Consider the following 23,790-nt stretch of genomic DNA (forward strand, 5'->3'; position numbering starts at 1 on the left):
TTGTTATTGATGATCATGCTTTCCAATGAAGTTTATGAGCTCCCGCACCACTCAATTCGTAATTCGTAACTGACTAATTCGTAATTAACTCAATATCCTGCGTTCTGATCATACAAGCCTGGTTTGATATTGATCTCCGTTTGCGGTACGGGATATAAGATAAACTCATTTTTCATGGGCTTCATTACTTTCTTTTCATCTTCCTTCGCCATCCAGGCATTCATTACAGTTACTGCCTTGCCGGTACGTACCAGGTCGTGCCAGCGCAGGCCTTCAGCGGCAAACTCACGGCGGCGCTCTTCCAGCAGGGTATCTGCATTTACACCGGTAATGGCCGCCAGCCCTGCACGGGTGCGTACCTGGTTTACAATATCATCCACGGCTGTCTGGCTGCCGCCGGTATGCAATAAGGTTTCTGCATACATCAGCAGCACATCGGTATAGCGCAGCACCGGCTGGTTAATGCCCCAGTCGCGCAGATCAACGCCATAACGTTTAGGATCCAGGAACTTTTTGAAATAGTTCTGGTTTACAAAGTTGCCATTCTCATCTGTAAAGCCCTGTATCACGTTAAAGGTTAAACGCACATCACCGGCCGGGTAGCTGCTAATGAGATCATTGGACACATACTTAAAATCATTGCCACTGGCTACCGGGATCTTGTTTGCGCGCATATAGCTGCCAGGCAGCATTTCCGCAGGTATTACCGTACCGGTGCCGGTACCGCCGCTTTTAAATTGCACCTCGAACACAGATTCCGAATTGTTCTCATTATCGTAGCTGAAGATCTGCGCATAGTTATTAATGAAAACATACTTACCGCTGTTGATGATCTCTAACAGCAGGTCGCGTGCTTTGGCATATTCATTGGAATTTAACACCGGGCCTTTATCCAGCAGCACCGGGCCGGAGCGGGTTAAATACACCCGTGCTAAAATACCTTTAGCTGCATACAGGGTAGCCCGGCCTTTACTGGCGCCGCTATAAGAAGCAGGCAGCAATTGCGCTGCACTTTCCAGGTCAGCAATGATCAGGTCATAAATTTCCTGTACGCTTGCACGGTTAATACTTTGTGCGGCCGTAACGTTAACCAGGTGCTCTATTTTAGGCACGCCGCCAAAGAAACGTACCAGGTCAAAGTACATGAGCGCGCGTATGAACTTTGCTTCGCCGGTGAACTGGTTGCGAACCGTTTCATCCGGCACCTTATCTGCACTGATATTATCCAGCACGGAATTGCAGCGCATAATGGTATTATAACAATCGCTCCATGCGCTGGACATGAGTGCATTGGAAGAATTAACGGTAAAATTATTCACCGGGTTCCAGTCGTAGGTACCTCCTTCTCCCGGCACGTACATATTATCTGACCGTATTTCCGACAAAAAAAGATGACGGGTAGGATAAGTGGACAGCCCGTTATAAGCCGCATTCACAGCCTGCTCAAAGTCCTGCTGATTGCGGTAAAAGTTCACCACGCTGGGATCGGAAATGGGTTTTACATCCAGCTTACCGGTACAGCTGCCTAAGAGGAATGCCACGGTAACAACACCTAATATTTTAAGTAACTGTTGCATAGGATCAGAATGAAATGTTAAGACCAAGAATGTAAGATTTTGCCAAGGGAAATGCGCCATAATCATCCCCCGAATCATTGATAGCTTCCGGGTTAAAGCCGCCATTGTAATGATCCTTACCCCACACATTTTCTGCCGACATATAAATGCGGCCGCCATTTACACCGGGAATATGTTTCAGCAAACGCGATAAATTATATCCCAGCGTAACGGTGCGCAAACGGAAATAGCTGGCATTGTATAACCAGCGGGAATCCTTCAGGCGCCCGTACTTGATAGGATTGGCCTTGGGTACAATGCCATTGCCAGGATCTGCTTCGGAACGCCAGCGATCCCGCCAGATACCCAGTGAATTATCTGAAATACCGCTGCCCTGCCGGTCAATAGCGCGGCCAAACGTAGAATAGATCTTATTGCCCCACTGCCCCTGGAACAGGAAGCTGAGATCAAACCCTTTGTAATTGAAATTATTGGTGATGCCCCAAACATAAGTAGGGTCAGGTTGTCCCAGGATCACCGCATCTTTTACATCAATCACTTTATCGTTGTTAGCATCAAGATATTTGGGATCACCAGCTTCCTCACCAGGTATAATGGTGCTGGATGCCGCTTCTGCAGCTGTTTTCAGGATACCAATATTTTCCAGTACATAAAAAGCCCCAATGGGCTGGCCTACGGTAGTAATGTGATGGCCCATGTTATCGAAATTGCCGAAGATGATAGGCGTGTTGTTAGGCCCCAGCTGCAGCACTTTATTGGTGTTATGGCTCAGGTTCAGGTTAGTGGTCCATTCAAATGCGCCGGTAAAGTTGCGGGTGGAGAGCTCCAGCTCCCAGCCTTTATTGCGTACTTTACCAATGTTGGTAATAGCAGTGCTGAAACCCGTAACGGCTGCCACCGGTATGCTTAACAACAGATCTGTATTCAGCTTGCGGTAATAATCAAATGAAAGGAAGATGCGGTTATCAAACAAGCCCAGGTCCAGCCCGGCATCTATGGTTTCTGATTTTTCCCAGCCCAGGTCAGGATTGGGAATGTTAGTAGCGGTTTGTCCTTTCACCAATGCACCTTCGCCAGTACCTAATACATAATTGGAAAAACCCAGCAAGCCTATCTGGCTAAAATCGCCAATGTTATTATTTCCGGAAAGGCCCCAGCTGCCGCGTAATTTCAGCTCACTTACGGCGCCAATGCTTTTCATAAAAGGTTCTTCCAGCACCCGCCAGCCTGCAGATACAGCAGGGAAAACGCCCCATTTGGTATTAGCGCCAAAACGGGAAGAACCATCGCGGCGGATAGAGGCAGAAAGCAGGTATTTATCGCGGAAACCATACTGTACCCTGCCAAAGTAAGAGATGAGCACATTCTTTGTTTCGCGTGTATACGTGTCTGATAGTGTTAAGGTAGTAGCGCCATTGAGGGTATAAATATCATCGGTGCTGTAGTTGGAACCGCCGATGCGCGCTTCTTCAAAATTAGTCTGGTTAAAGGAATAACCGGCTACCGCTGCTATATCATGACTGCCAAAGGTTTTATTATACGATAGTGTGTTTTCATTTACCAGCGTGGTTTTCCGGAAAGTGCGGGAGGAGCCGGTACCCGGGTTCCCGTTCCTGATTATGCTGGGTGAAAATGCTTTACGGCGGTAATCTGCATTATCTATGTTCAGCGTGGATTTGAACACTAATCCATCAAACAATTTATAATCGCCATAAATACTGCCTAAGGTACGCAGGGTGCGCTCTTCTCCCATCTGCTCCCGTAACACTGCCACAGGGCTTACGGTGGAGCTGGCCCACGCATACCGCGCATTGGGCACCACGCCGGTTTCCAGGCCCACGCTGTCTTCTACAATAGGCGTAGCGCTTACGGCTTTATGTAATTGCGCATCCTTACCTTCTGCACCGGGATCCGTAACTACGCCATAAGAAGGCGCCAGATTGAGGCCCAGGTTAATACGGTCATTTACCTTCAGGTTCACATTAGAGCGGAAAGAATATCTTTTATAACCAGTATAGATCACAATACCATCCTGGTTCAGGTAATCGCCGGAAATGCGGTAAGTAACCTTATCTGTACCGCCGGAAGCAGACAGCTGGTAGCTATGCACCAGGCCTTTTTGAAACAGCTCATCCTGCCAGTCAACATACCGCAAACCCGGGTGGCCCGGCTGGTACCAGCGTGCATCATAGATCTTGGAGAAATCAAAACCACCCAGCTTTTGCCTGCGCACGGCAGGATCATCTGTGGCAAGGCGGCCCAGCGCAGGATTTACATAGTTATAATCAATGATCTCACGGGCACGGTCAATCCATTCTTCGGCAGATAGCATGTCCAGCTTTTTCAGGGTTTGCTGCCAGCCCACGTAGGTATTGAACTCCATGCGGTTCCTGCCTGCCTTGCCGGATTTAGTGGTGATGATCACTACGCCGTTGGCTGCACGTGAACCGTAAATAGCCGCTGCAGAAGCATCCTTTAACACCTGCACGGAAGCAATATCATTAGGATTGATATTATCCAGCGCAGAACCCTGCGAAAAACCGCCGCTGGCACTGGCGCTTGCTACTTCCAGCGGAAAACCATCTATCACATACAAAGGCTCTGTACCTGCATTAATGGAGCCGGTGCCTCTTACCTTTATCTGGAAACCCTTACCGGGTGCGCCGCTGATCTGTTTTACCTGTACGCCTGCCATTTGCCCTACCAGCGCCTGGTCAACACGGGCAATGGGCCGCTCATCCAGGTGCTGCGCATTCAGCGTAGCAATAGCGCCGGTTACATTGGCTTTCTTTTGTGTGCCATAACCAACTACCAACACTTCATTCAGCCCCTGGTTACTCTTTAGCAGGTTCACTGTAATATTGCGTTTGTCCGATACCGTTACCTCCTTCGTTTCGTAACCCACATAAGTGAATACCAGCACAGCGCCTGCGTTTGCAGCAAAGGCAAAATGGCCGGTCGCATCTGTGGAAATCCCTTTGTTGCTGCCTTTGATACGCACGTTCACCCCAGGCAGCTGGGTATGATCCTGCTCATCCAGTACCTGCCCGCTGATGCGGCTATCTTTTTGAAAAGCATAGGTGAATGACTGCGGCAGTAAGAGCAAACTGCATAACAGCCACCTTAAATAATGAGATGTAACATTTTTCATGTTGCGGAATTTTTCATGTTTTAGTTAACGGTTAAGCCAACGGCCCCCCCTTTCATAACAGGAGATAATAGAACAGTACACAAACAATGATGAATACGAGTATTAATAACTTCTCCAGTATTTGCAGCCTTGCAATACGTTTCATTTCTTTTTGGCGGTTATTATTGAGTGGCTCCATGTTCAATAACTCATTCACCTAAATTAGCCACCAGTAGACCTCCCCGCCATGGAGTATTGTACAATTGCCTGTGATTATTGGTAGTTTCCCTGTATGGTGATGCGGTTTTCAGTTCCGGCCGGCACATCGCGTATATACAGCACCTTAGCTGCAGCATCATACTGCCACTTAGCGGCACTTACAGCTTGCGGTTTTTCAGCCAGGTGGACTTTCAGCTCAAAGGTTTTCAGCGGGCTGTGATAAGGGCCTGTTGCCGGCTGTATGGTAATGACAATATTGTCTTTTGAAGTTTGGCTGTGAATGCTGGTAATGGCAAACTGCCCCTGCTGATATAACAGGCTTTTACCATCATCTGTATACAAACGGCAGCTGGCGCTGTCGCCGGGGTATATGTCCAGCGTTAGGGTATCAATGATCCTTTCCCCTACATATTGCAGCGGCGCCTGGGTGGGAATAATGCTGCCTGCTTTAATGAACAGCGGTATTTGATCCAGCGGTGTAAGCACGTTCAGGTATTGCTTGCCGGGATAGATCTTACCGGTCCAGTAGTCTATCCAGCGGCCTTGTGGCAGATACACCGTGCGGGTAGCAGCGCCTTTTTGCGTAACCGGGCATACCATTAAGCTGCTGCCCAGCAGGTACTGGTCTGTAATGTTGTACACATTCACATCATCCTGGTAATCCAGCACCAGCGCACGCATGAGCGGCATGCCGGTAGTGTACATTTCATATGCATGGTTATATAAGTAAGGTAACAGCTGGTAACGCAGGCAGGCATATTGCTTAAAAATAGCCTGTGCTTCCTTACCATAGTTCCAGGGCTCTTTGTACCCGGGATGATCCATACCAAATACCATAGCTACAGGACTTAACATCCCGAACTGGCACCAGCGGATGTACAGCTCCGGATCGGCCGGGTGCTCAAAACCGCCCATACAATGGGACCAGTAACCTACGCCGGATAACCCGATGTTAAGGCCTGCTTTTATAACCGGCTCAAAGTACTGCCACTCACTGGGCCAGTCGCCGGCAAAAATGAAAGGATAACGCTGTATACCCGCATACCCTTCGCGTGTATGGTTCATACCACGCAAATGGTTATACGCCGCAAAATTTTCATAGGCCCCTTTAGCGTATGCAATGGGAAAAACATTGTGCAGCGCACGGGCTTTCTCATCGGTAGGACCGGTTTTATTACTCTCATTAGCCAGGTGCCCAAAGGCGCTGCCTTCATCTGTTTTAAAGAATTTTGCACCAATGCGGGCCACTTTCATGGCCGCATTTTGCCACCACCAGCTTACGGCCGTGCTGTCAAAAAAGTTCACGAACTCGCCGGGCTGGCCGTTTTCAGGGTAGGTATAACCCAGGGCAGCAGCACTATCCAGCAGGTGATTGTGCAAGCCGTTATCCAACCGGGGGCGGATGTGCAGCCCCACCATGTTATAGTGCAGCGCATACAGGCTGTCCATCATAGCACGCGGGTTGTGGAAGGTTTCCCGCCACTCAAAACTGGTGGCGCCTTTGCCGCCATTTTTGCCAAAGAGGCGCCAGGTGGAGTCCAGGAACAAAAGATCTACCGGTATGCCCAGCTCCCGGAAACGGCGGGCCAGCGCCAGCACATAAGCAGCGGAGGTAAGCTGCTCATGGCCCCAGGTGCCGCCACTGTAGGTACCCACATGCAGGCCCATGGCAAACAGCGGCATCAGGGGCGAGCGGCCGGTGAGCGCGGTGTATTGCTCCAGGATACCGGCAAAGCGGGGACCATAAATAAAATAGTAATCCAGCTCCCCTTTACCCTGCGAAGCAAAGGAGTATTGGTCCGGGCGGGTGCTGCCCATATCCCACTCCGTAGCAGCAGAAGTATGCAGGAAAATGCCATAGCCCCGGGTGCTCATAAAAAAGGGAATGGGGCTGTAATTGGCGGCCAGCACATTGTAAGCGCCGGTAATATGCGGCATGCCGGCGCCACGGCCCACATTCAGCTGCAGCTTTTTGCCGCGCCGGTCCAGGAAATCCATACGCTCCCCGAAACCAAAGAAGTGCTCATCCGGCTGCAATGTTTTGCGGCAAAGGGTTGTATCGCCGGAAAGCGCAGCGCCGTCAGCGGGTTCTTCCGACAGTAATTTTCCATCGGCAGTATATACATTAATGTTAAACGGTTTTTTGTTCACCACTATCTGCAGGGCAGCGGTCCTGAATTGGAAAGCCTCCCCTGTTTCCGTTGCCTGCACCGGCAGCTCAGCCCATTGGTATTGTACCACCATCCAGGGCTCATCTGGTGCAAAAGTGCCGCTGCGGCTCATTCTCACCCGGAACATAGCAGCTGTACAAAATTCCAGCTGCACCCGGGCCTGGGTAGTGGTGAAATAGAAAATGTTGCCTTTCCTGGAAAAATCCTGCTGGTAGCTGCCCACCTGCGCCTGTGCAGCAAATGAGCCGATACAGAAAGCCGTGCAAAGGGTGATAATGGTCCTGAACATATTTCCGTGTAATTGTAAGTGAAGGAATGCCTGCCTGTAAAGTTGCCTGTAAAAAGGAGGCTGCGACATGGAAAAATTGACTTTATACTGTAAAAATGTACCGGCAACAGGCCCAGTAGGAAAGCATAGGATGGATCTTACCATTAAAAATGCCAAATTCAGTATGCTGGATCTTCAGACCTGGAATAGTGCAGATGGGTTGAAAAACCGGGATCCGGGACTTTATAAATTCCGTTAAATATCGTTATGCAATTCCTGAAATGCGTTCTAACCATTTGCAGCAGCTTGTTATTTACTCAAACCCTTACCGCTGCGCTAACTATCCGCCCCACTGCCAAAACCGGGTTAAGTAATAATGTATGCCTGGAACAGCTGACCACCCACGACGGTCTTTCCCAGAACACGGTACGCTGCCTGATGCAGGACAAAAAAGGGTTTATCTGGATTGGCACCCTTAATGGCCTGAACCGTTATGACGGCAAAAAATTTATTGTGTACCGGCCTGAGTACGGCAACCCGCATTCTATCAGCGACACGCGGATCCGCGAGCTGCATGAGGACCAGCATGGATTTATCTGGGTAAAAACATTTGAAGGGCGTTTTCATTGTTTTGATCCGACCCGGGAAGATTTTATTGAATTTACCAATGACAATAAAGCGCCTGCGTACGACCAGTATTTTGCAGCTGCCAATGGCGACATCTGGCTATATGGGCATAGCACCGGTTGCCTGCGTATTCAGTATAAGCAGGGCAGGTTTGTAACACAACAGTATAATACCCCCACCGTAAATTTTATTTTTGAAGATGCAAACCATTATTTATGGGTAGGTACCAGCAAACGTTTGCATACATTAAATGCGGCAGGGAAAATGCTGACCGTATTTCAACAATCCCCCCCGGAAGCTGATTTTCTGCAAACCATACCCGGAAAAGACCAGTTATATTTTATTACGCGTAACAATGGCGTATTTACCTACCATTTACGGCGCCGCACTTTTAGCGCATTGCGCATGGATCAGTCCTTATCCCTTACCAGCGGAGCTTTGCTAAACCATCAACAGCTGCTGTTAGGCACTTCCCGGTCCGGCGCATTTATATTACAGCTCAGTACCGGACACGTAACACCCGCCAGCACCCTGTTCGGGGAAACCATCCCCGGGCATGTAGACCTGGTGAAAAGCCCGCAACAAGCCATCTGGATCAACAACCACTCCGGCGCCGTATGGTATTATGATACCCTGCAGCGGCGGAGCAGGCGTTTTAACCTGATAGCACCGCAGGTGATAGCGCGTGTAGATGACGACCGCTTTACCATTCACACAGATAATAAAGACAATACCTGGATCACTACTTATGGAGGCGGCCTGTATTGTTATAACCGCCGTACAGACTCGCTGCAGCATTTTGATTACAATGCCGGCAATGCCTGCGGGTTAAGCTCCAATTACGTGTTAAGCGTGCTGGCCGACCGCTCCGGGCTGGTATGGGTAGGCACCGAACATACGGGGTTGAATAAGCTGATGCCGCAGTCATTTACCGTATCGCACTTTTATCCCGACCCGAGCACGCCCAAACATTACAGCGCCAATATTGTAAAAACGCTGTTTGAAGACAGCCGCGGTAATATATGGGTAAGCACCAAGAACGGATCGCTGAACCTGTATAACAGCCGGCTGCAGCAGATCCGCACCCTGAACCACTTGTTTCCCCGGCAAACGCCCAATGTATATTGCATACAGGAAGATGCGCGCGGTTACATATGGTTAGGCACTAAAGGACAGGGGTTATACATTACCCATCTGGACTCCCTGCAACGACCGGCACGGCATTTTACCTTACCGGAGCCGGCAGGCGGGGGCAATCAAAATAACCTGGTGTACACCCTTTTGCAGGACCGGCAGCAACGTATGTGGATAGGCACGTTTGGCGCGGGTTTTAACCTGGCAGCGTACAAAGGCGGTGACCAGATCACCTTTACCAATTTCCTGGGTGCCCATGAAACGCTGAAGGATATACGCTGTTTACTGCAGGACCGCGCCGGACAAATATGGGCCGGCACCAATAACGGGCTGGTAGTATTTAACCCGGCAAAACCCAACGACTTTAAGGTATACCAATCGGACCAGAACAACCCGAACGGCCTTACCAGCAATGTGATCAAAACCCTGTGTGAAGATCACCGCGGGCGTTTATGGGTAGGCACTTACGGCGGCGGGCTTTGCCGTTTTATACCGGGTACGGGTGCACGTAATGCTTATTTTGAAACCTATACCACGCAGCAGGGTTTGTCTAATGATATTGTAAACGGGCTGCTGGAAGACGATCAGGGCGACCTATGGGTAAGCACTGAAAATGGCCTGACCCGTTTTAACCCGGACAAAAATACTTTTGAGGTTTTCTATTTTTCCAACAGCACGCTGGGCAACCTGTTTGCAGAAGCCTCCTGTTGCAAGCGCCGCAACGGGCAGCAGCTATGGGGCAGCATGGATGGCTTTTACAGCTGCCTGCCTGCACGCATGAAAACAGACAGCCTGGATGCGCCGGTGGTGCTTACCGGGTTTAGTATTGCAGGCACTACACAAAAACAGGCCAATACCCTTCCTGCTGAAATAAAGCTGGAACCTAACCAAAGAGTGTTCAGCCTTGAATTTGCCGCACTGGCATTCCGCAATCCGCAGAAAAATAAATACACTTATATACTGGAGAACTATGAAGAAGAATGGAACACACCTACCAGCTATAACATTGCCACTTACCGCAACCTGCCGCCGGGAGAATATATTTTCCGCGTAAAAGGCACTAACAATGATGGCAGCTGGAGCCGGCAGGAAGCCAGCATACGCATTACCGTGCTGCCGCCCTTCTGGCGCTCAAACCCGGCATTCCTGTTATATGCGGCAGTTATTGCGGGGCTGTTCTTCGGCATCCGTATTGTGCGGCAGCGTATTAACCGCCTGCAGCATGCTGTGGCACTGGAAAAGGAGCTAACGGAATATAAGCTGAACTTTTTCACCAACATCTCCCATGAGTTCCGTACACCGCTTTCCCTGATTGTAAGCGCCATGGAAAACCTGCTGCCCGGCAAGCAAAGCGCCTGGCAAACCGGTAAACACCTGCACATTATGCAAAAGAATGTGCATCGCTTAATGCGGCTGATAGACCAGCTGCTGGACTTCCGCAAGATCCAGCACCAGCGTATGAAGCTGCAATTACAGGAGCTGCCTGTTATTAACCTGTTACAGGAGCTCTGCGATAGCTTTAATGACCTGGCGGAACAAAAACAGATTCACCTGCAATTCCATAGCAACGTGCCCGAATACACGATGTGGGTAGATGATAACAAGCTGGATAAAATGCTGTACAACCTTTTATCCAACGCGCATAAATTTACGCCTGCAGGAGGCAGTATTGCCGTGAATGTAATCGTGGACGAAAGCGCGGGCACTCTGCAGGTGCAGGTATCCGATTCCGGTATTTCCATTCCGGAAAGCAGGCGGGAACAGATTTTCCAGCGGTTCACCCAGCTTAACTTCTCTCCTACGGGAACGGGCATAGGATTATCCCTTACCAAAGAATTAGTGGAGCTGCACAAGGGGCATATTGATTTCCATAATAACCCGTATACCGGTGTAACGTTTACGATTACGCTGCCTCTTTCCAAAACGGCATACACACCGGAGGACCTGGCAGCACCGGATTCGGAGGGTAATCATCCTCATAACCCCTCTTCACTCATTGATTATATACAGGATGCAACGGGCATGGAGCTGCCGGAACCTACCTCCCGTTATAAGATCCTCGTGATAGAAGATAACCCGGACATTTGCGATTACCTCTCTTCCCAATTAAGCCAGTACTTTCATGTATATACGGCCAACAATGGGCGGGAAGGTTTGGCGCTGGCCATAGACACCGCGCCGGACCTTGTAGTGTGCGATGTAATGCTGCCGGAAATGAATGGTTTTGAAATTACCCGCCGCATACGCAATGAGTTCCAGACCTGCCATATACCGGTAGTGCTGCTAACGGCCCTTAGCTCCGGCGAACATCAGCTGCAGGGCGTGGATGCAGGTGCGGATGCCTATATAGCAAAACCCTTCAGCACCCGTTTTCTGCTCACCAACATCATCCGTATTATTGAGCAGCGGGAAAAGATCCGTAAACGTTTCTCCAATGATCCCGGCTTTTTTGAAGTAAACATTGCTGAACACGAGGCCGACAAAAAATTTCTGGACCGCCTGCACTTTATAATTACCCGCAACCTGGATAACCCCCAGTTTTCAGTAGACGAATTTGCTGCTGCCGTGAAGCTGGGGCGCACGCTGTTCTACAAAAAAGTAAAGGGGCTTACAGGTTACTCCCCCAATGAATACATAAGGCTGGTACGGTTAAAACAGGCGGCGGAACTGTTGAATACAGGAGATTACACGGTATCGGAAGTAACGTATAAGGTGGGGATGAATGACCCGTTCTATTTCAGTAAATGTTTTAAAGCGCAGTTCGGTATTCCACCGTCGGCTTATCTGAAGAAGGTAAAAGCGGGATGAGCATAAAACAAAAAGACCTGACAAGTTTTGCAACCTGTCAGGTCTTTACCTGAGAGCGGAAGACCGGGCTCGAACCGGCCACCCCGACCTTGGCAAGGTCGTGCTCTACCAAATGAGCTACTTCCGCATTATTAAAAGAACTTCAGCTATTTGCAAGCTTTTTATACCTGCTTATTTTTGAAATTGGGATTGCAAAAATAAGGAAGTATTTGAAATAACCAAATTATTTATACTTAGGATTGTACAGTGTGCTTTCCGGAACAGCCACTTCTGGTTTACCCGGGTAACGGTGTTGATACAGCTTGTAGCAGCCGCCTAATACAAAAGCCAGCATGCAAAATATTGTTACATAAAAAAGGAAACGGGAAGAGCTAACCCAGTTCTGGGAAAAATCATTCTTATTTTCTACTGTATTCTGTTCCATGATTTATTCTTTTCGCGGTGCAAACTTACATTATGTCAAATAATAATCAAAGTAATATTTGAAAAAAACTGGGTGAAAGCTTAATGCTTAACGCTGAACGCTTAATGCCATTGTGTTATGCTTTAGGTGCTCAGTGTTAAGCGTTAAGGCCACGGGAAGCGTTTAGCTTTTAGCCCTTGGCTTTTAGCTTTTGGCCTTTAGCGCTTAGCTTTTAGCGTTCGGCATTCCATGATGTCCAGTAAGCAGTTATGATATGAGGGGTGTTCGGCGTTAAGCGTTCGGCATTCGGCGTTCCTTCTCATGCTCCAGCTTGGAAAATTCTTTACGGCCCAGGAAATAATAACGCCAGATCATAATACCATGGAATACGCCCTGCATATCCAGCAGCTTTTTCCAGGGCAGATGGTCCTGCTTGAGGTCATATTTACGGCGCCATTTATGATAATCCTTATAGGCGCGGATAATGGCCGTCATATCTTTCGGTTTGCCGGCCACCAGGCTTTTTACGGCTGCCAGCACATCCAGGAAGAACCTTTGTGACAGCACGATCCAGCGATCGAACGGATGCAGGTTCTTCCACAACATCATCAGGTTATTACGAAAGTTGAGGTACAGCTTGCGTGGGTTCCCCTGGGGCAGGCTGCCCCCGCCTACATGGTATACCACCGAATCCGGACAGTAGCTGATGCGGTAGCCGGCACGCTGCAGCCGCCAGCAGAGGTCTACCTCCTCCATATGGGCAAAGAAATCGGCATCAAAGCCCTTTACTTCATGAAAACACTTTGAGCGGATGAACAGTGCTGCGCCGGTGGCCCAGAACACGTCCTGTACATCATCATACTGGCCCTCGTCTTTTTCCGTGGTGTAAAGGATACGGCCGCGGCAAAAGGTGTAGCCCAGAATATCCATCCAGCCACCGGCAGCGCCGGCATACTCAAACTCATCCTGCTGGTAATAAGCACGCAGCTTGGGCTGGCAGGCCGCTATTTGCGGATCTTGCTGCATGAGGGCTACCACGGGCTCTATCCAGCCGGGAGATACCTCCACATCCTGGTTCAGGAGCACATAGATATCAGCCTGCACATGCTGTAAAGCCTCGTTATAACCACCGGCAAAACCATTGTTGAATGGGTTCCGGATGATCTTTACCTGCGGAAAATGGGTTTGGGTAAAGGCAACGCTATCGTCTGTAGAGGCGTTGTCGGCCAGGTACAATTCCAGGTTGCCGTAAGTGGACTGGCACACCGAAGGCAGGAATTTTTCCAAAAACCCCCTCCCGTTCCAGTTAAGAATGACTACGGCTACTGATGGCAATACGGACAACAGCTCTTTCGTTTACGCGTGATGAATATTTTGCGTTGCAAATATAACAGAAAAGTTGAGAGGGCATAGTCCATGGTCGATAGTCCATGGTCCATGGCCTGGTGCGTGGGGTAGGTTGTTCGTGGAGGTGCAGCTGCCCCACCGGCTCTATCCTGTACCACTCTGAAATGCGCTAAAGGCTATGGACCATCGACCATGGACCATGGACTAAAAGATTTATTAACTTACGCCCAAATGTTTAAACAGTATATAGGCTGGAAGTTTGTATTGGTTTCCATGGCGGTGGTGATCATTGTAGCCACCATCTGGTTTGTGAGCAGCTTATCCCAACGGATACAGGAAGAAGAGACCAAAAAAGTAGCTACCTGGGTAGAAGCTAACCGGGAGCTGTTACAGGCGCCGGCAGACGCCAACCTGAACCTGGCCGTGGAAATAGTAACCACCAATACCACCATTCCCCTTATATTAACCAACGAAACCGGCGATATCATTGACAGCCGCAACCTGGATACGGTAAAAGGCCGCAATCCCCGCTACCTGCAGGACGAGCTGGCCGTTTTCAAGAAAAAACATCCGCCCTTTATCATGGAGGTGGATGCCAAACAAAAGATCTACAATTACATTTATTATGGGGACTCCCTGATCCTGAAGCAGGTACGGTATTACCCCTACATACAGCTGCTGGTGGTAACGCTGTTCATTGGCGTGGTGCTATTTGCCTTATCCACTACCAACCGCGCTACCCAGAACCTGGTATGGGTGGGCCTTGCCAAGGAAACAGCCCATCAGCTGGGCACCCCCTTATCTTCTATGGAAGCCTGGCTGGAAATACTGAAAGAGAACGAAGCCAACGCCAGCATGGTTACGGAGCTGGGTAAAGATGTGGACCGCCTGAAGCTGATCACTGACCGTTTTTCCAAGATCGGCAGTGTGCCCAAGCTGGAAGAAAAGAACGTGGTGGCGCAAATAGAACACATGACAGCGTATATCCGCAAACGGGCCCCCCAGAAAGTGCAGTTTACCGTACATGCCAAAGATACGGACATGCCCGCCATGATATCCCCTCCCCTGTTTGACTGGGTAGTGGAAAACCTGCTAAAAAATGCGCTGGATGCCATGGAAGGCAAAGGCGCTATCGATATTTATATTGATAATCACCCCACTGACATTACCATTGACATCACAGATACCGGCAAGGGCATTCCCAAACCCTATTATGAAAAAGTGTTCAAACCAGGCTTCAGCACCAAAAAGCGGGGCTGGGGACTGGGGCTGTCACTGGCCAAACGTATTATTGAAGAATACCATAAGGGGCGGCTGTTTGTAAAGGCATCGGAACTAGGTAAGGGTACTACATTCAGGATTATTTTGCGAAAGTAGGGGGATTAACCGAATGCATAAAGCGCTGCATTAAGATAACTATATAAAGGTCATAGCCAGATTGAACCTTAGTTGACAGGGGCCGATAATAAATTTGTACATTCTCAAAAACGGATTATTTTTGCAGCCACTTCAATCTGCGGAGGTGGCGAAATTGGTAGACGCGCTACTTTGAGGTGGTAGTGCCTGAAAGGGCTTGGGAGTTCGAATCTCCTCTTCCGCACGAACGATAAAACCCGCCATGTGGTGGGTTTTATCGTTAAAAAATGTAAGCAAGCGGACCCAATGCAGAACCGCACTATAGCCGTTCTGCTCGCATTATTCTCAGGCTACATTATCCTGGATTCCAAATCACGAAAGATTACATCCAAATCAAAGAATATACCCCAGAATATCCTATTCAAGCCAATCATTAATATAATACTTAATAATATTATCATTTAACATGAAAGATTAGCCTTTCAGATAATAACCTTCTCAGAATGAAACTTGTCCGGTCTTCTTTTGCTAAACAAATCCAAAACAACCTATAAAGCGTATGTAAACCGGGAAGATTCCCTTTTTTAATAAGTATAATCCCACGTTTGACGAATAACGACACCTATGAGATTGCGTTTAAAGCTTTCCAGAAATAAACAATTGGTCCCCTTCAACTACCAACCTCAACTAGCAGGCACCATTCACAAATGGTTGGGACAAAATGAGTGGCATGGCTCCACTGCGCTCTATTCTTTCTCCTGGTTGCAACGAGGCGAGTCAACTGGCAAAGGATTGTCCTTTCCTTATGGTGCCTATTGGGAAATATCTGCTTTTGAAGCAATCTTCCTTAAAAGGCTCATTCAAGGAATTAGGCAAGACCCAAACCTGGCTTTTGGCTTAAGGGTTACGGATATTACAATCCAGGAAACCCCGGACTTTTCTAATAAAGAAACATTGTTTGTAACCAGCCCGGTACTGGTTAAAAGAACCGTGGAGGATAAGGACATTCATTATTCCCACAAGGACCCGGTATGTGAGGTTTTGCTTACAGAAACGCTGCAACGGAAGCTTCAAATAGCCGGTGTTACAGCAGAAGGAGTAAAAGTTAGTTTCTTAAGCGATTATTCTGCAGCACAAACAAAGATCATCTATTATAACAAAATCGGCAATAGAGTAAGTATTTGTCCTGTAGTGATAGAAGGTACTCCCGAACAAATAGCATTTGCCTGGGAAGTAGGAGTAGGTAATAGTACCGGGATTGGTTTTGGCGCACTTAAATGAGCATATTATGACTTACTATATCGCAAAATATTCCGGCCCTTTCGGCTTTATTAAACCCTGGACGGCTGTGCGGGACAGCAAGACATTCAGCCAGCAATTTTTGACAGCGTCAGCACTAGAAGGAATCGAAAAGAAGCTGTTTCCCGAAATGCTTTCTCAAAAAGGAATACAAAAAATAGCCCGCTATAAGCTTACTTATGCGGCTATCAGTATCCAGCAAGAGGTGACACAAACAAGGGGCTGGGAATATAAAAAGCAGCAGGGTTTAATGATACGCAACCGGTCTATTTTGGAAAGAGGTATAATGATCGACCCCGTATTGCTGCTCGCTTTCCATGAAAGCAAGGATGCGTATATAGCGGCCGATCAGCACATTTGCCTTTGCCGCAATGAGGATATCCTGTTCCCCGATCCAGAAGTTATTGCCTTGGAAGAAGGTGCATTTAGCGAACTGGATGGATTTGAACTACGATTCGGTGAAGCAGAAGGCGCCTTTCTCACCGGCTTTCACCGCTTCGACAATGTAGCTCCTATGTATGGTCAGCTTGAAGTAACCGGCAACCCTGTAAAGAACAGTTAATGACACCATTAGATCACCTATTGGCTAAAAGTGAACAGCATGGAAAAATATCCCTGGTACAACACCTCCATGATGTCGCAGCCATTGCAGTACAGGTAGCAAAAAGTATGGGATTAGATGAAAGGATTGCTTACAAAGGTGCCATCTTACATGATATTGGCAAAGCCAGCGCACAATTTCAAAAGACCTTGGCAAAAGGGTTTGTTCGCCCACCAAAATTTGTTTTCAGACACGAAATAGCTTCGCTCTTCTTCATCTCACTAATAGAAGAAAAAGATAGACCGGCTGTAATTGATATGGTAGTTGCACACCATAAATCGGTGTACAAAGATGCGAGTGAAATGGGGTTACTTGATCTGATTGATTCCATGGAAGATTGCTTTAAGCAGCATGCAATAGGGTTTTCTTCATGGGTATCAGACGCATTAAGCATCTTGCAACATTTTGGATTCAAGGTGAGGCCTATAACGGAGTCAGAAGCCCGGCAAAACTTTGATGAAGTGATTACATACTGTGAAGCTAAGAAATATGGTTATTCCAAATGGAAGGGATTGTTGATCGCATCAGATCATCTGGCCTCTGCCATAGATAACGAGGTATCCCCAATAATCACCAGGCTTTTCATCAAGCCTGATCTGAGCTTTTATAGCAGAAAAGGGGAACTGTTCCCACTATCAGCTATCTCCGGAGACGACCGCCGGGAACATACATTAGTAACGGCACCTACCGGCGCGGGCAAAACAGATTTCCTACTGAAGCGTTGCAGAGGAAGAGTGTTTTATACACTACCCTTCCAGGCTTCCATCAATGCCATGTATGAAAGAATAAGGCATGATTTACGAAACACGGATGCGCAGGTACACCTGCTGCATGCCTCCTCTGCTCTCAAGATGGAAGGTAAGAGCCTTGAAGAAAAAATATTGCAACGGCATATAGGTGCTTCAATTAAAGTACTTACCCCCCACCAGATGGCCTCACTTGTTTTTGGAACCAAAGGATATGAAGCGCTGATTGCGGATCTCATTGGCTGCGATATTATTCTGGATGAAATACATACCTATTCGGCAACTATGCAGGCTATTGTGTTAAAGATCGTAGAAATACTGTGTGCATTACATTGCCGGGTTCATGTCGGCACAGCCACTATGCCCATTATCTTATATAACCGGCTATTGCAGATCATGGGAGGAAAGGTTAATGTCTATGAAATAGTATTGCCCGATGATGTTTTGGATACCTTCAACCGGCATATCATTCATAAAGCAGAATGCTTTGAAGAGCTGGAACAAGTAATAGAAAACGCTATTGAATCAAAAAAGAAGATCCTGATTGTGGCTAACAGAGTAACTCGTTCACAGGATTTATTCGATAGGCTAAGCGATCAGTATCCACAGGTGGACAAAATGCTCATCCATAGCCGATTTAAAAGAGCCCGCAGAGCAGCATTGGAAACCAAACTAAAAGAGGAATTTAATGAAAGTGAAGAAGCTTGCATAGTTGTGGCTACCCAGGTGGTAGAAGTAAGCCTGGATATCAGTTTTGATCTGATGATTACTGATTCGGCACCTATCGATGCCCTAATCCAACGGTTTGGAAGGATAAACAGGAAAAGGACCAGGGATACAATCGGACACTATAAACCTGTGTATGTTTTAGCCCCTGATAATAAAAGTGATGCCAAGCCATATGATATCGAAATATTAAAAAGAAGCTATGAAATACTACCCAACGGTGAATTGTTGCAGGAGAAAAAGCTGCAGGAAATGATTGACCAGGCATATCCTGAGATCGGGTTTATCGACATTGATCTAAATGCAGTTTTTGTAGATGACAAATGGCGGATTAAGGAATTATGGCATCATCCTAAGTCAGCGTTGCTGGAAATATTGGATATAGATTCCATCTCCTGCATTGAAGAAACAGACCAGGCATTGTACGAATCAGCAGACCATGTAGAACGGGCTGCTTTAGAGATCCCTGTTTCTTATCGTTCCATTGTATTTAACAAATTGGAACAATTAAAAACAGGCACCAAACCCTTTATCATCCCATCAAAAGCATACGACCCCTATCTGGGATTCATGGCCGAATATGCCAAACCAGAATTTTATGACGTAATCCTCCGGTTTTTATAAGTGATAAAACTATGATAGCAGTAAATATTGGGAAAACATTTTTAAACGCCTACAACGAAAAGTACAAAAGCAATTATGACGCGAAAGGCTTTTTCGTGGAAAAATATTTCCCTCTGTTCTTCGATGAAGAAAAATACATGCAATGGATCACCAATTCCCCTTTTGTTCAAGGCATCAAAAAGGGGATACCACCATCAGCCACAGAACGGAAGCAAAAACTCTCTGTACTAATAGAAAAGGTTGCTAACAGTGCAGCTGATGCCAGCATTGCCATAGGGTTTCCGTCGTTGGATATGACAGCCACCACATCAGGGCAACTGACCAACCTGGAACTTCCATTAAATGAAAAAGATGTGTATCTGTCCTGGATCGGTAGCGGATTAGGTGTTGGTATTCAGGGTGGCTTGTCAATCCTTTTTGATACGCCTCTGTTGCTATTGGATATCTTTGACGGATGGGGCATATATCGGGATTATCTGAATAGAACGTCCCAGCTAAGAGGTAACCAGATAAATACCTGGAACGGTCAATGGATAGCGCATCGTTACGATCCACGTCTCTATGATCAGCAAGACCCCACAGCACAATTTACCGGAATCAGCTCAACAAAAGATGGCGGGCTGGAAATAAGCACACAATCCTGGACAGCGATCATGCTCGGCATATGCCGAACCTTTCCCGATTCACAGTTGACAGGTTACGTATATAACCTCGGGCAAACCAATACTACCATTGGTTTTATTCCTTTCCGATTACCACAAATAAAAAGACCCATAGACCTTTATGAGAAATACTTTGGCACCTCCCAAAAAGCGGAAGCCGAACAATTATTTGGTACAGCCTTTGGCTTTACTAAAGCTTGCCAGATGGGGTCTATTGGCATCCATGCTATGGAACCTAAAGGTCTTCGGGACTTTATAGAAAAGGGGAAAACTCCGGTTTACAATGAACAGGATGAAGAAAGGAAACTCAATTTTCATACATATCAAATCTGGTTATTAGCTATGCTTAACAACGAACAACTTTGGGAAAGCGCACAGCAGTTTGCCACCTCCCTGAATCAATATGCACTAAGCAGCGAGAAAGGAAAAAAAGATAAATCCAATCAGGTAAAAGCAGTATTATCTTCTATAAGTCAAAAACAATTTCTTGACAACCTGACTATTATAGTAGAAGACAATACAATACAAACAAACTATGAAGAAATGGCCAGGCTCATACATATGATGCCTAAGGACAATGTTCCTTATTTCCTTACACTCATTCGTTTCCATTTTGCCATTATAAGTAAATAAAAATTTAAAGATGAAACCTTACATTTATTTAAGAGCATTGAAGCATGCAGAACATACTGTCTTCGGAGTACAGGACGGACAGAAAACATATTACGATGCACAGTTTGGACAATATTGTGCTTATTCCAGCGGCCAACAGGTAAAACGCTCCATTCTTGAAGAGTTTACCTCCAACCTGAATGTGCCGATGGCGCCAGTAACCTTTAACTATAATATTACAAAAGATAAACAACTCGAAAACAAGGAACCCTGGTCACCTTGTGACCCTAATTATATTGATCAGCTGATCGGTGGGTGGATGCGAGCCGGAGATGGCATTACCGTTAAAAGACGCAGCCCTTTATCTATCTCCGCTATGCGGCCTTTGCATCCATTGTTGTCAGGAACTGTAAAAGAAAATCTCACCTTTGACAGAAGCAACCGCCCTGACAATAACCCGGTTAATGTAAGGATGGCTGGAAGCGATAAGCTCTTAACCGAAGAAGAAATCGAAACTTATCTCACCACCAATAGCCGTACACTGCCCCGTCGCAACTGGATACCCGATAACAGGAGGGCGCAAGGTCTTTTTGTATATGATGTAGCTATTGATTTAAGAACCTTATTTTCAGTATCGACCAACCAGCATGAGCCGGAATTAAGTAAAGAAAAGATCGAAGAGCTGGAAACCAAAGGCTGGATAGACGGTGAAAACACTTTTGGCAAATGCCTGATCATGCCCAAAGTAGAAAGAGAAAAAGTGATCCCGGCATTAGCCAACGCTTTGCTGAACTGGCGAATCACCTCCAACCAGGCACGTACTTTTAGTCTGATGGAAACCCTGGCAGTAGCTATTAGCGGCAACGCAAGCACGCTTACGGGGGCTATCCGTGCTAAACTAATTGATGATGGCGACAAACCTAAGGCCAAGCCGATCATTGATGAAACAGCCGGCGCTGAATTATTTATAACCCTTCCTTGTTCCGGTTATGTTGCCACTGTGAATGAAAGTGTGGATGCGCTCATTAAAGCTGAAGAAAAACTGGTGGAAATGATGAGGTCTTTTAATTATGAAAACCAACAGCAGACAAAATAATATGGTCAGCCTTCGGGGAATATTATTTAAGGCTGATTTTTTAATAGAATTATTAGAATGAAATGTTACATAGCGTTATCGGCTCCGAACAGCACAGCTTTAAGCTTAAATAGTACTAATGTGGAATGGGAATTACATACCTCCCGGCATGTCCACACCAAGAAAGGCTTTTAATAGCACCAATGTGGATTGAAAATAACCAAGAAGCTGCCGCTTTGCCAGTGTCATGGTCTCCACTTTTAATTGTCCCAATATAGAACAGGATAAACTAATCATGCAACTCACTGCCACTCATATCAATTACTATCATGTGTGCCATCGTAAACTATGGTTATTTACTAATGGCATCAACATGGAGCATACATCTGATACGGTATATGATGGCAAGCTATTGCATGAAACCAGCTATCCGCAAAGAGCAGAGCGGTATACCGAAATCGATATATCGGCTACTACGGCAGAGGGTATTCAGCTTACTGGTAAGATAGATTTTTATGATACCAAAGAAAAGATCATCCACGAAATCAAACGCAGCAATAAAGTAGAAGAGGCCCATGAATGGCAGGTAAAATATTACATCTGGCTATTGGAGTTAAATGATATATCTGGTGTATATGCTATCCTGGAATATCCTAAACTACGGCAAACGAAGGAAGTCTGGTTATCCGAACCAGACACAATTTATTTACAGGAAACAGTCCATAGGGTAGTCGCCTTACAACAAAGCGAAGAATGCCCACCTAAGATCAGCAGCAACATATGTAAGAGCTGCAGTTATTATGACCTTTGTTATGTAGAAGAAACATGAAAAAATCCTATTACCTCTTTAATCCTGGCCGTATGATCCGTAAAGACAACACCTTAAAATTTACCCCAGTAGACGAAGAAGGTAAGGAAGGCATCCCCAGGTATATCCCAGTGGAAAGCGTAGATAATCTATACACCTTTGGTGCACTGGATGCCAACAGCGCTTTGTACAATTTCTTGGGTAGAGAGCAGATCAGCGTACACTTCTTCGATTACTACGAACACTACACTGGCAGCTTTATGCCTAAGGATTATTTACTCAGTGGGAAAGTACTAATTGCTCAGACCGAAACCTACTCCAGCCCCAAGAAACGGATCTCTATTGCACAAAAATTCATTGAAGGTGCAGCATTCAATATGGTAAAGAATCTGCGTTATTACAATAATCGTGCAAAAGACACGTCGGCACAGATTGAAAATATAGAAGTCCTGATTAAGCAAATAACTTCATCGTCCGATGTAGAAACATTAATGGGCGTAGAAGGCAACATCCGTATGATTTACTATGAAGCCTTTGACCTGATCATTAATGATTATGAAATGGGCAACCGTACCAAGCAACCGCCCAACAACGAAGTGAATACGATGATCTCTTTTGTAAATACTATGTGTTATACGCTTTGCTTGGACATGATTTATCATACCCAATTGAATCCTACTATCAGCTTCCTGCATCAGCCTGGGTATCGCCGCTATTCACTGGCGCTAGACCTGGCTGAAGTATTCAAACCCCTGTTGGCTGATAGATTGATATTCGCTTTACTGAATAAAAAGATGATCCAGAAAAACGATTTTGATCACAATCTGAACAGCTGCCTGCTGAAAGACAGCGGTCGGAAAAAAGTAGTAAAAGCCTGGGATGAAAAACTGAACGAAACTATCAGGCATCGTTCGCTTGGCCGGAATGTAAGTTACAAACACCTGGTAAAACTGGAATGCTATAAATTAGTGAAGCATGTGCTGGGCATAGAAGAATACAAGCCATTCAAGGCATGGTGGTAAATTCGGTCATATGTATATAATACTGGTATATGATATAGAAGAGAAGCGGGTAGGCAAAATGCTGAAATTATGCCGGCAGTATCTGAACTGGATACAAAATAGTGTTTTTGAAGGTGAATTAACTGAAGTAAAGCTGAAAGAGCTTCTCTATAAAGCCAAAGATATTATGAATATTGACAAGGACAGCATCATTGTATTCAAAAACCGCCAGGAAAAATGGTTAGACAAACAAGTTATTGGCAAAGAGAAAAATGATCTTGACAATATATTATAGTTGTCGGAGATGCCATTAAGGTGTCGAAAATAACAGTTTTCCAACATTTAAAATGTGGAACCCTTATAAATAGGGTAAAACACAGGTTGTCGATGTACGGGATAAATCTTATCACTGTATATCGACAATTTTTTTGAATGAAAAAAGCATATACTATCTTTGCAAAGCCTTGTAAACAGGAGCTTTTTTATCGTTGATGTGACGGGGTATTAATTGTACTATGGTAGAATGGTAACATGGCCGTATGATCATGTACATAATATACAACCTGGTATTAATTGTACTATGGTAGAATGGTAAC

At 46.4% G+C, this 23,790-nt stretch carries 15 protein-coding genes and 2 tRNA genes; 11 read left to right on the forward strand and 6 right to left on the reverse strand.

Annotated features, from left to right (window positions below; translation table 11 throughout):
* Window positions 1-89: 89 nt before the first annotated feature.
* From BMZ54_RS19405 to BMZ54_RS19415, 3 genes are all read right to left on the reverse strand, one after another.
* Window positions 90-1,577: a RagB/SusD family nutrient uptake outer membrane protein gene (locus tag BMZ54_RS19405; protein ID WP_162277609.1), complete on the reverse strand. Its 1,488-nt coding sequence runs from the start codon at window positions 1,575-1,577 to the stop codon at window positions 90-92.
* 4 nt (window positions 1,578-1,581) lie between these two features.
* Window positions 1,582-4,728 carry a SusC/RagA family TonB-linked outer membrane protein gene (locus BMZ54_RS19410; protein WP_089915672.1) on the reverse strand — a complete coding sequence of 1,049 codons (3,147 nt, stop codon included), beginning with the start codon at window positions 4,726-4,728 and terminating at the stop codon, window positions 1,582-1,584.
* A 252-nt stretch (window positions 4,729-4,980) separates the two neighbouring features.
* Window positions 4,981-7,386, reverse strand: coding sequence for a glycoside hydrolase family 31 protein (locus BMZ54_RS19415; protein WP_089915677.1), 2,406 nt, complete (start codon window positions 7,384-7,386; stop codon window positions 4,981-4,983).
* A gap of 246 nt (window positions 7,387-7,632) precedes the next feature.
* Between BMZ54_RS19415 and BMZ54_RS19420 the strand changes: the two genes are divergently transcribed.
* Window positions 7,633-11,934: a hybrid sensor histidine kinase/response regulator gene (locus BMZ54_RS19420; RefSeq protein WP_089915680.1), complete on the forward strand. Its 4,302-nt coding sequence runs from the start codon at window positions 7,633-7,635 to the stop codon at window positions 11,932-11,934.
* 54 nt (window positions 11,935-11,988) lie between these two features.
* On the opposite strand, the gene BMZ54_RS19425 is transcribed toward BMZ54_RS19420, so the two are convergent.
* From BMZ54_RS19425 to BMZ54_RS19435, 3 genes are all read right to left on the reverse strand, one after another.
* A tRNA-Gly gene (locus tag BMZ54_RS19425) sits at window positions 11,989-12,061 on the reverse strand.
* Window positions 12,062-12,157: 96 nt separating this feature from the next.
* On the reverse strand, window positions 12,158-12,358 hold the full coding sequence (locus tag BMZ54_RS19430) for a hypothetical protein (RefSeq protein ID WP_089915683.1): 201 nt from the start codon (window positions 12,356-12,358) through the stop codon (window positions 12,158-12,160).
* A gap of 270 nt (window positions 12,359-12,628) precedes the next feature.
* On the reverse strand, window positions 12,629-13,681 hold the full coding sequence (locus tag BMZ54_RS19435; protein ID WP_089915686.1) for a glycosyltransferase family 2 protein: 1,053 nt from the start codon (window positions 13,679-13,681) through the stop codon (window positions 12,629-12,631).
* 234 nt (window positions 13,682-13,915) lie between these two features.
* Between BMZ54_RS19435 and BMZ54_RS19440 the strand changes: the two genes are divergently transcribed.
* The 10 genes from BMZ54_RS19440 (at window position 13,916) to cas2 (ending at window position 23,489) form a co-directional block, all read left to right on the forward strand.
* Window positions 13,916-15,061 carry a sensor histidine kinase gene (locus tag BMZ54_RS19440; RefSeq protein ID WP_089915689.1) on the forward strand — a complete coding sequence of 382 codons (1,146 nt, stop codon included), beginning with the start codon at window positions 13,916-13,918 and terminating at the stop codon, window positions 15,059-15,061.
* Between the two features lie 139 nt (window positions 15,062-15,200).
* Window positions 15,201-15,284 (forward strand) — tRNA-Leu (locus BMZ54_RS19445).
* A 380-nt stretch (window positions 15,285-15,664) separates the two neighbouring features.
* Entirely contained in the window at window positions 15,665-16,321 is a 657-nt protein-coding gene (cas6, locus tag BMZ54_RS19450; protein WP_089915692.1) for a CRISPR-associated endoribonuclease Cas6, read from the forward strand.
* Window positions 16,322-16,328: 7 nt separating this feature from the next.
* Complete coding sequence (locus BMZ54_RS19455) at window positions 16,329-16,901, forward strand: hypothetical protein (RefSeq protein ID WP_089915695.1); 573 nt, start codon at window positions 16,329-16,331, stop codon at window positions 16,899-16,901.
* Complete coding sequence (locus BMZ54_RS19460; protein ID WP_089915698.1) at window positions 16,901-19,036, forward strand: CRISPR-associated helicase/endonuclease Cas3; 2,136 nt, start codon at window positions 16,901-16,903, stop codon at window positions 19,034-19,036. The genes BMZ54_RS19455 and BMZ54_RS19460 overlap by 1 nt, the downstream gene beginning before the upstream one ends.
* Before the next feature lie 11 nt (window positions 19,037-19,047).
* Window positions 19,048-20,331: a hypothetical protein gene (locus BMZ54_RS19465; protein WP_089915701.1), complete on the forward strand. Its 1,284-nt coding sequence runs from the start codon at window positions 19,048-19,050 to the stop codon at window positions 20,329-20,331.
* A gap of 10 nt (window positions 20,332-20,341) precedes the next feature.
* The gene (locus BMZ54_RS19470) at window positions 20,342-21,406 is read left to right on the forward strand and encodes a CRISPR-associated protein Cas7 (protein ID WP_089915704.1); all 1,065 of its coding nucleotides are present in this window, start codon (window positions 20,342-20,344) and stop codon (window positions 21,404-21,406) included.
* A 274-nt stretch (window positions 21,407-21,680) separates the two neighbouring features.
* Entirely contained in the window at window positions 21,681-22,214 is a 534-nt protein-coding gene (gene cas4, locus BMZ54_RS19475) for a CRISPR-associated protein Cas4 (protein WP_089915828.1), read from the forward strand.
* Window positions 22,211-23,215: a type I-B CRISPR-associated endonuclease Cas1b gene (cas1b, locus tag BMZ54_RS19480; RefSeq protein ID WP_089915707.1), complete on the forward strand. Its 1,005-nt coding sequence runs from the start codon at window positions 22,211-22,213 to the stop codon at window positions 23,213-23,215. The genes cas4 and cas1b overlap by 4 nt, the downstream gene beginning before the upstream one ends.
* A gap of 10 nt (window positions 23,216-23,225) precedes the next feature.
* Window positions 23,226-23,489, forward strand: a complete 264-nt coding sequence (gene cas2, locus BMZ54_RS19485; protein WP_089915710.1) for a CRISPR-associated endonuclease Cas2 — start codon at window positions 23,226-23,228, stop codon at window positions 23,487-23,489.
* Window positions 23,490-23,790: the final 301 nt, after the last annotated feature.

Origin of the sequence: Chitinophaga rupis (genome assembly GCF_900109685.1) — a bacterium.
GTDB classification, from domain to species: Bacteria; Bacteroidota; Bacteroidia; order Chitinophagales; family Chitinophagaceae; genus Chitinophaga; species Chitinophaga rupis.

Excerpts from the sequence above, each read along its gene's own strand:
- BMZ54_RS19440 (WP_089915689.1), top strand. The coding sequence starts at position 13,916 with ATGTTTAAACAGTATATAGGCTGGAAGTTTGTATTGGTTTCCATGGCG.
- BMZ54_RS19405 (WP_162277609.1), bottom strand. The coding sequence starts at position 1,577 with ATGCAACAGTTACTTAAAATATTAGGTGTTGTTACCGTGGCATTCCTC.
- BMZ54_RS19415 (WP_089915677.1), bottom strand. The coding sequence starts at position 7,386 with ATGTTCAGGACCATTATCACCCTTTGCACGGCTTTCTGTATCGGCTCA.
- cas1b (WP_089915707.1), top strand. The coding sequence starts at position 22,211 with ATGAAAAAATCCTATTACCTCTTTAATCCTGGCCGTATGATCCGTAAA.
- BMZ54_RS19465 (WP_089915701.1), top strand. The coding sequence starts at position 19,048 with ATGATAGCAGTAAATATTGGGAAAACATTTTTAAACGCCTACAACGAA.
- cas4 (WP_089915828.1), top strand. The coding sequence starts at position 21,681 with ATGCAACTCACTGCCACTCATATCAATTACTATCATGTGTGCCATCGT.
- cas6 (WP_089915692.1), top strand. The coding sequence starts at position 15,665 with ATGAGATTGCGTTTAAAGCTTTCCAGAAATAAACAATTGGTCCCCTTC.
- BMZ54_RS19455 (WP_089915695.1), top strand. The coding sequence starts at position 16,329 with ATGACTTACTATATCGCAAAATATTCCGGCCCTTTCGGCTTTATTAAA.
- cas2 (WP_089915710.1), top strand. The coding sequence starts at position 23,226 with ATGTATATAATACTGGTATATGATATAGAAGAGAAGCGGGTAGGCAAA.
- BMZ54_RS19470 (WP_089915704.1), top strand. The coding sequence starts at position 20,342 with ATGAAACCTTACATTTATTTAAGAGCATTGAAGCATGCAGAACATACT.
- BMZ54_RS19430 (WP_089915683.1), bottom strand. The coding sequence starts at position 12,358 with ATGGAACAGAATACAGTAGAAAATAAGAATGATTTTTCCCAGAACTGG.
- BMZ54_RS19420 (WP_089915680.1), top strand. The coding sequence starts at position 7,633 with ATGCAATTCCTGAAATGCGTTCTAACCATTTGCAGCAGCTTGTTATTT.
- BMZ54_RS19410 (WP_089915672.1), bottom strand. The coding sequence starts at position 4,728 with ATGAAAAATGTTACATCTCATTATTTAAGGTGGCTGTTATGCAGTTTG.
- BMZ54_RS19460 (WP_089915698.1), top strand. The coding sequence starts at position 16,901 with ATGACACCATTAGATCACCTATTGGCTAAAAGTGAACAGCATGGAAAA.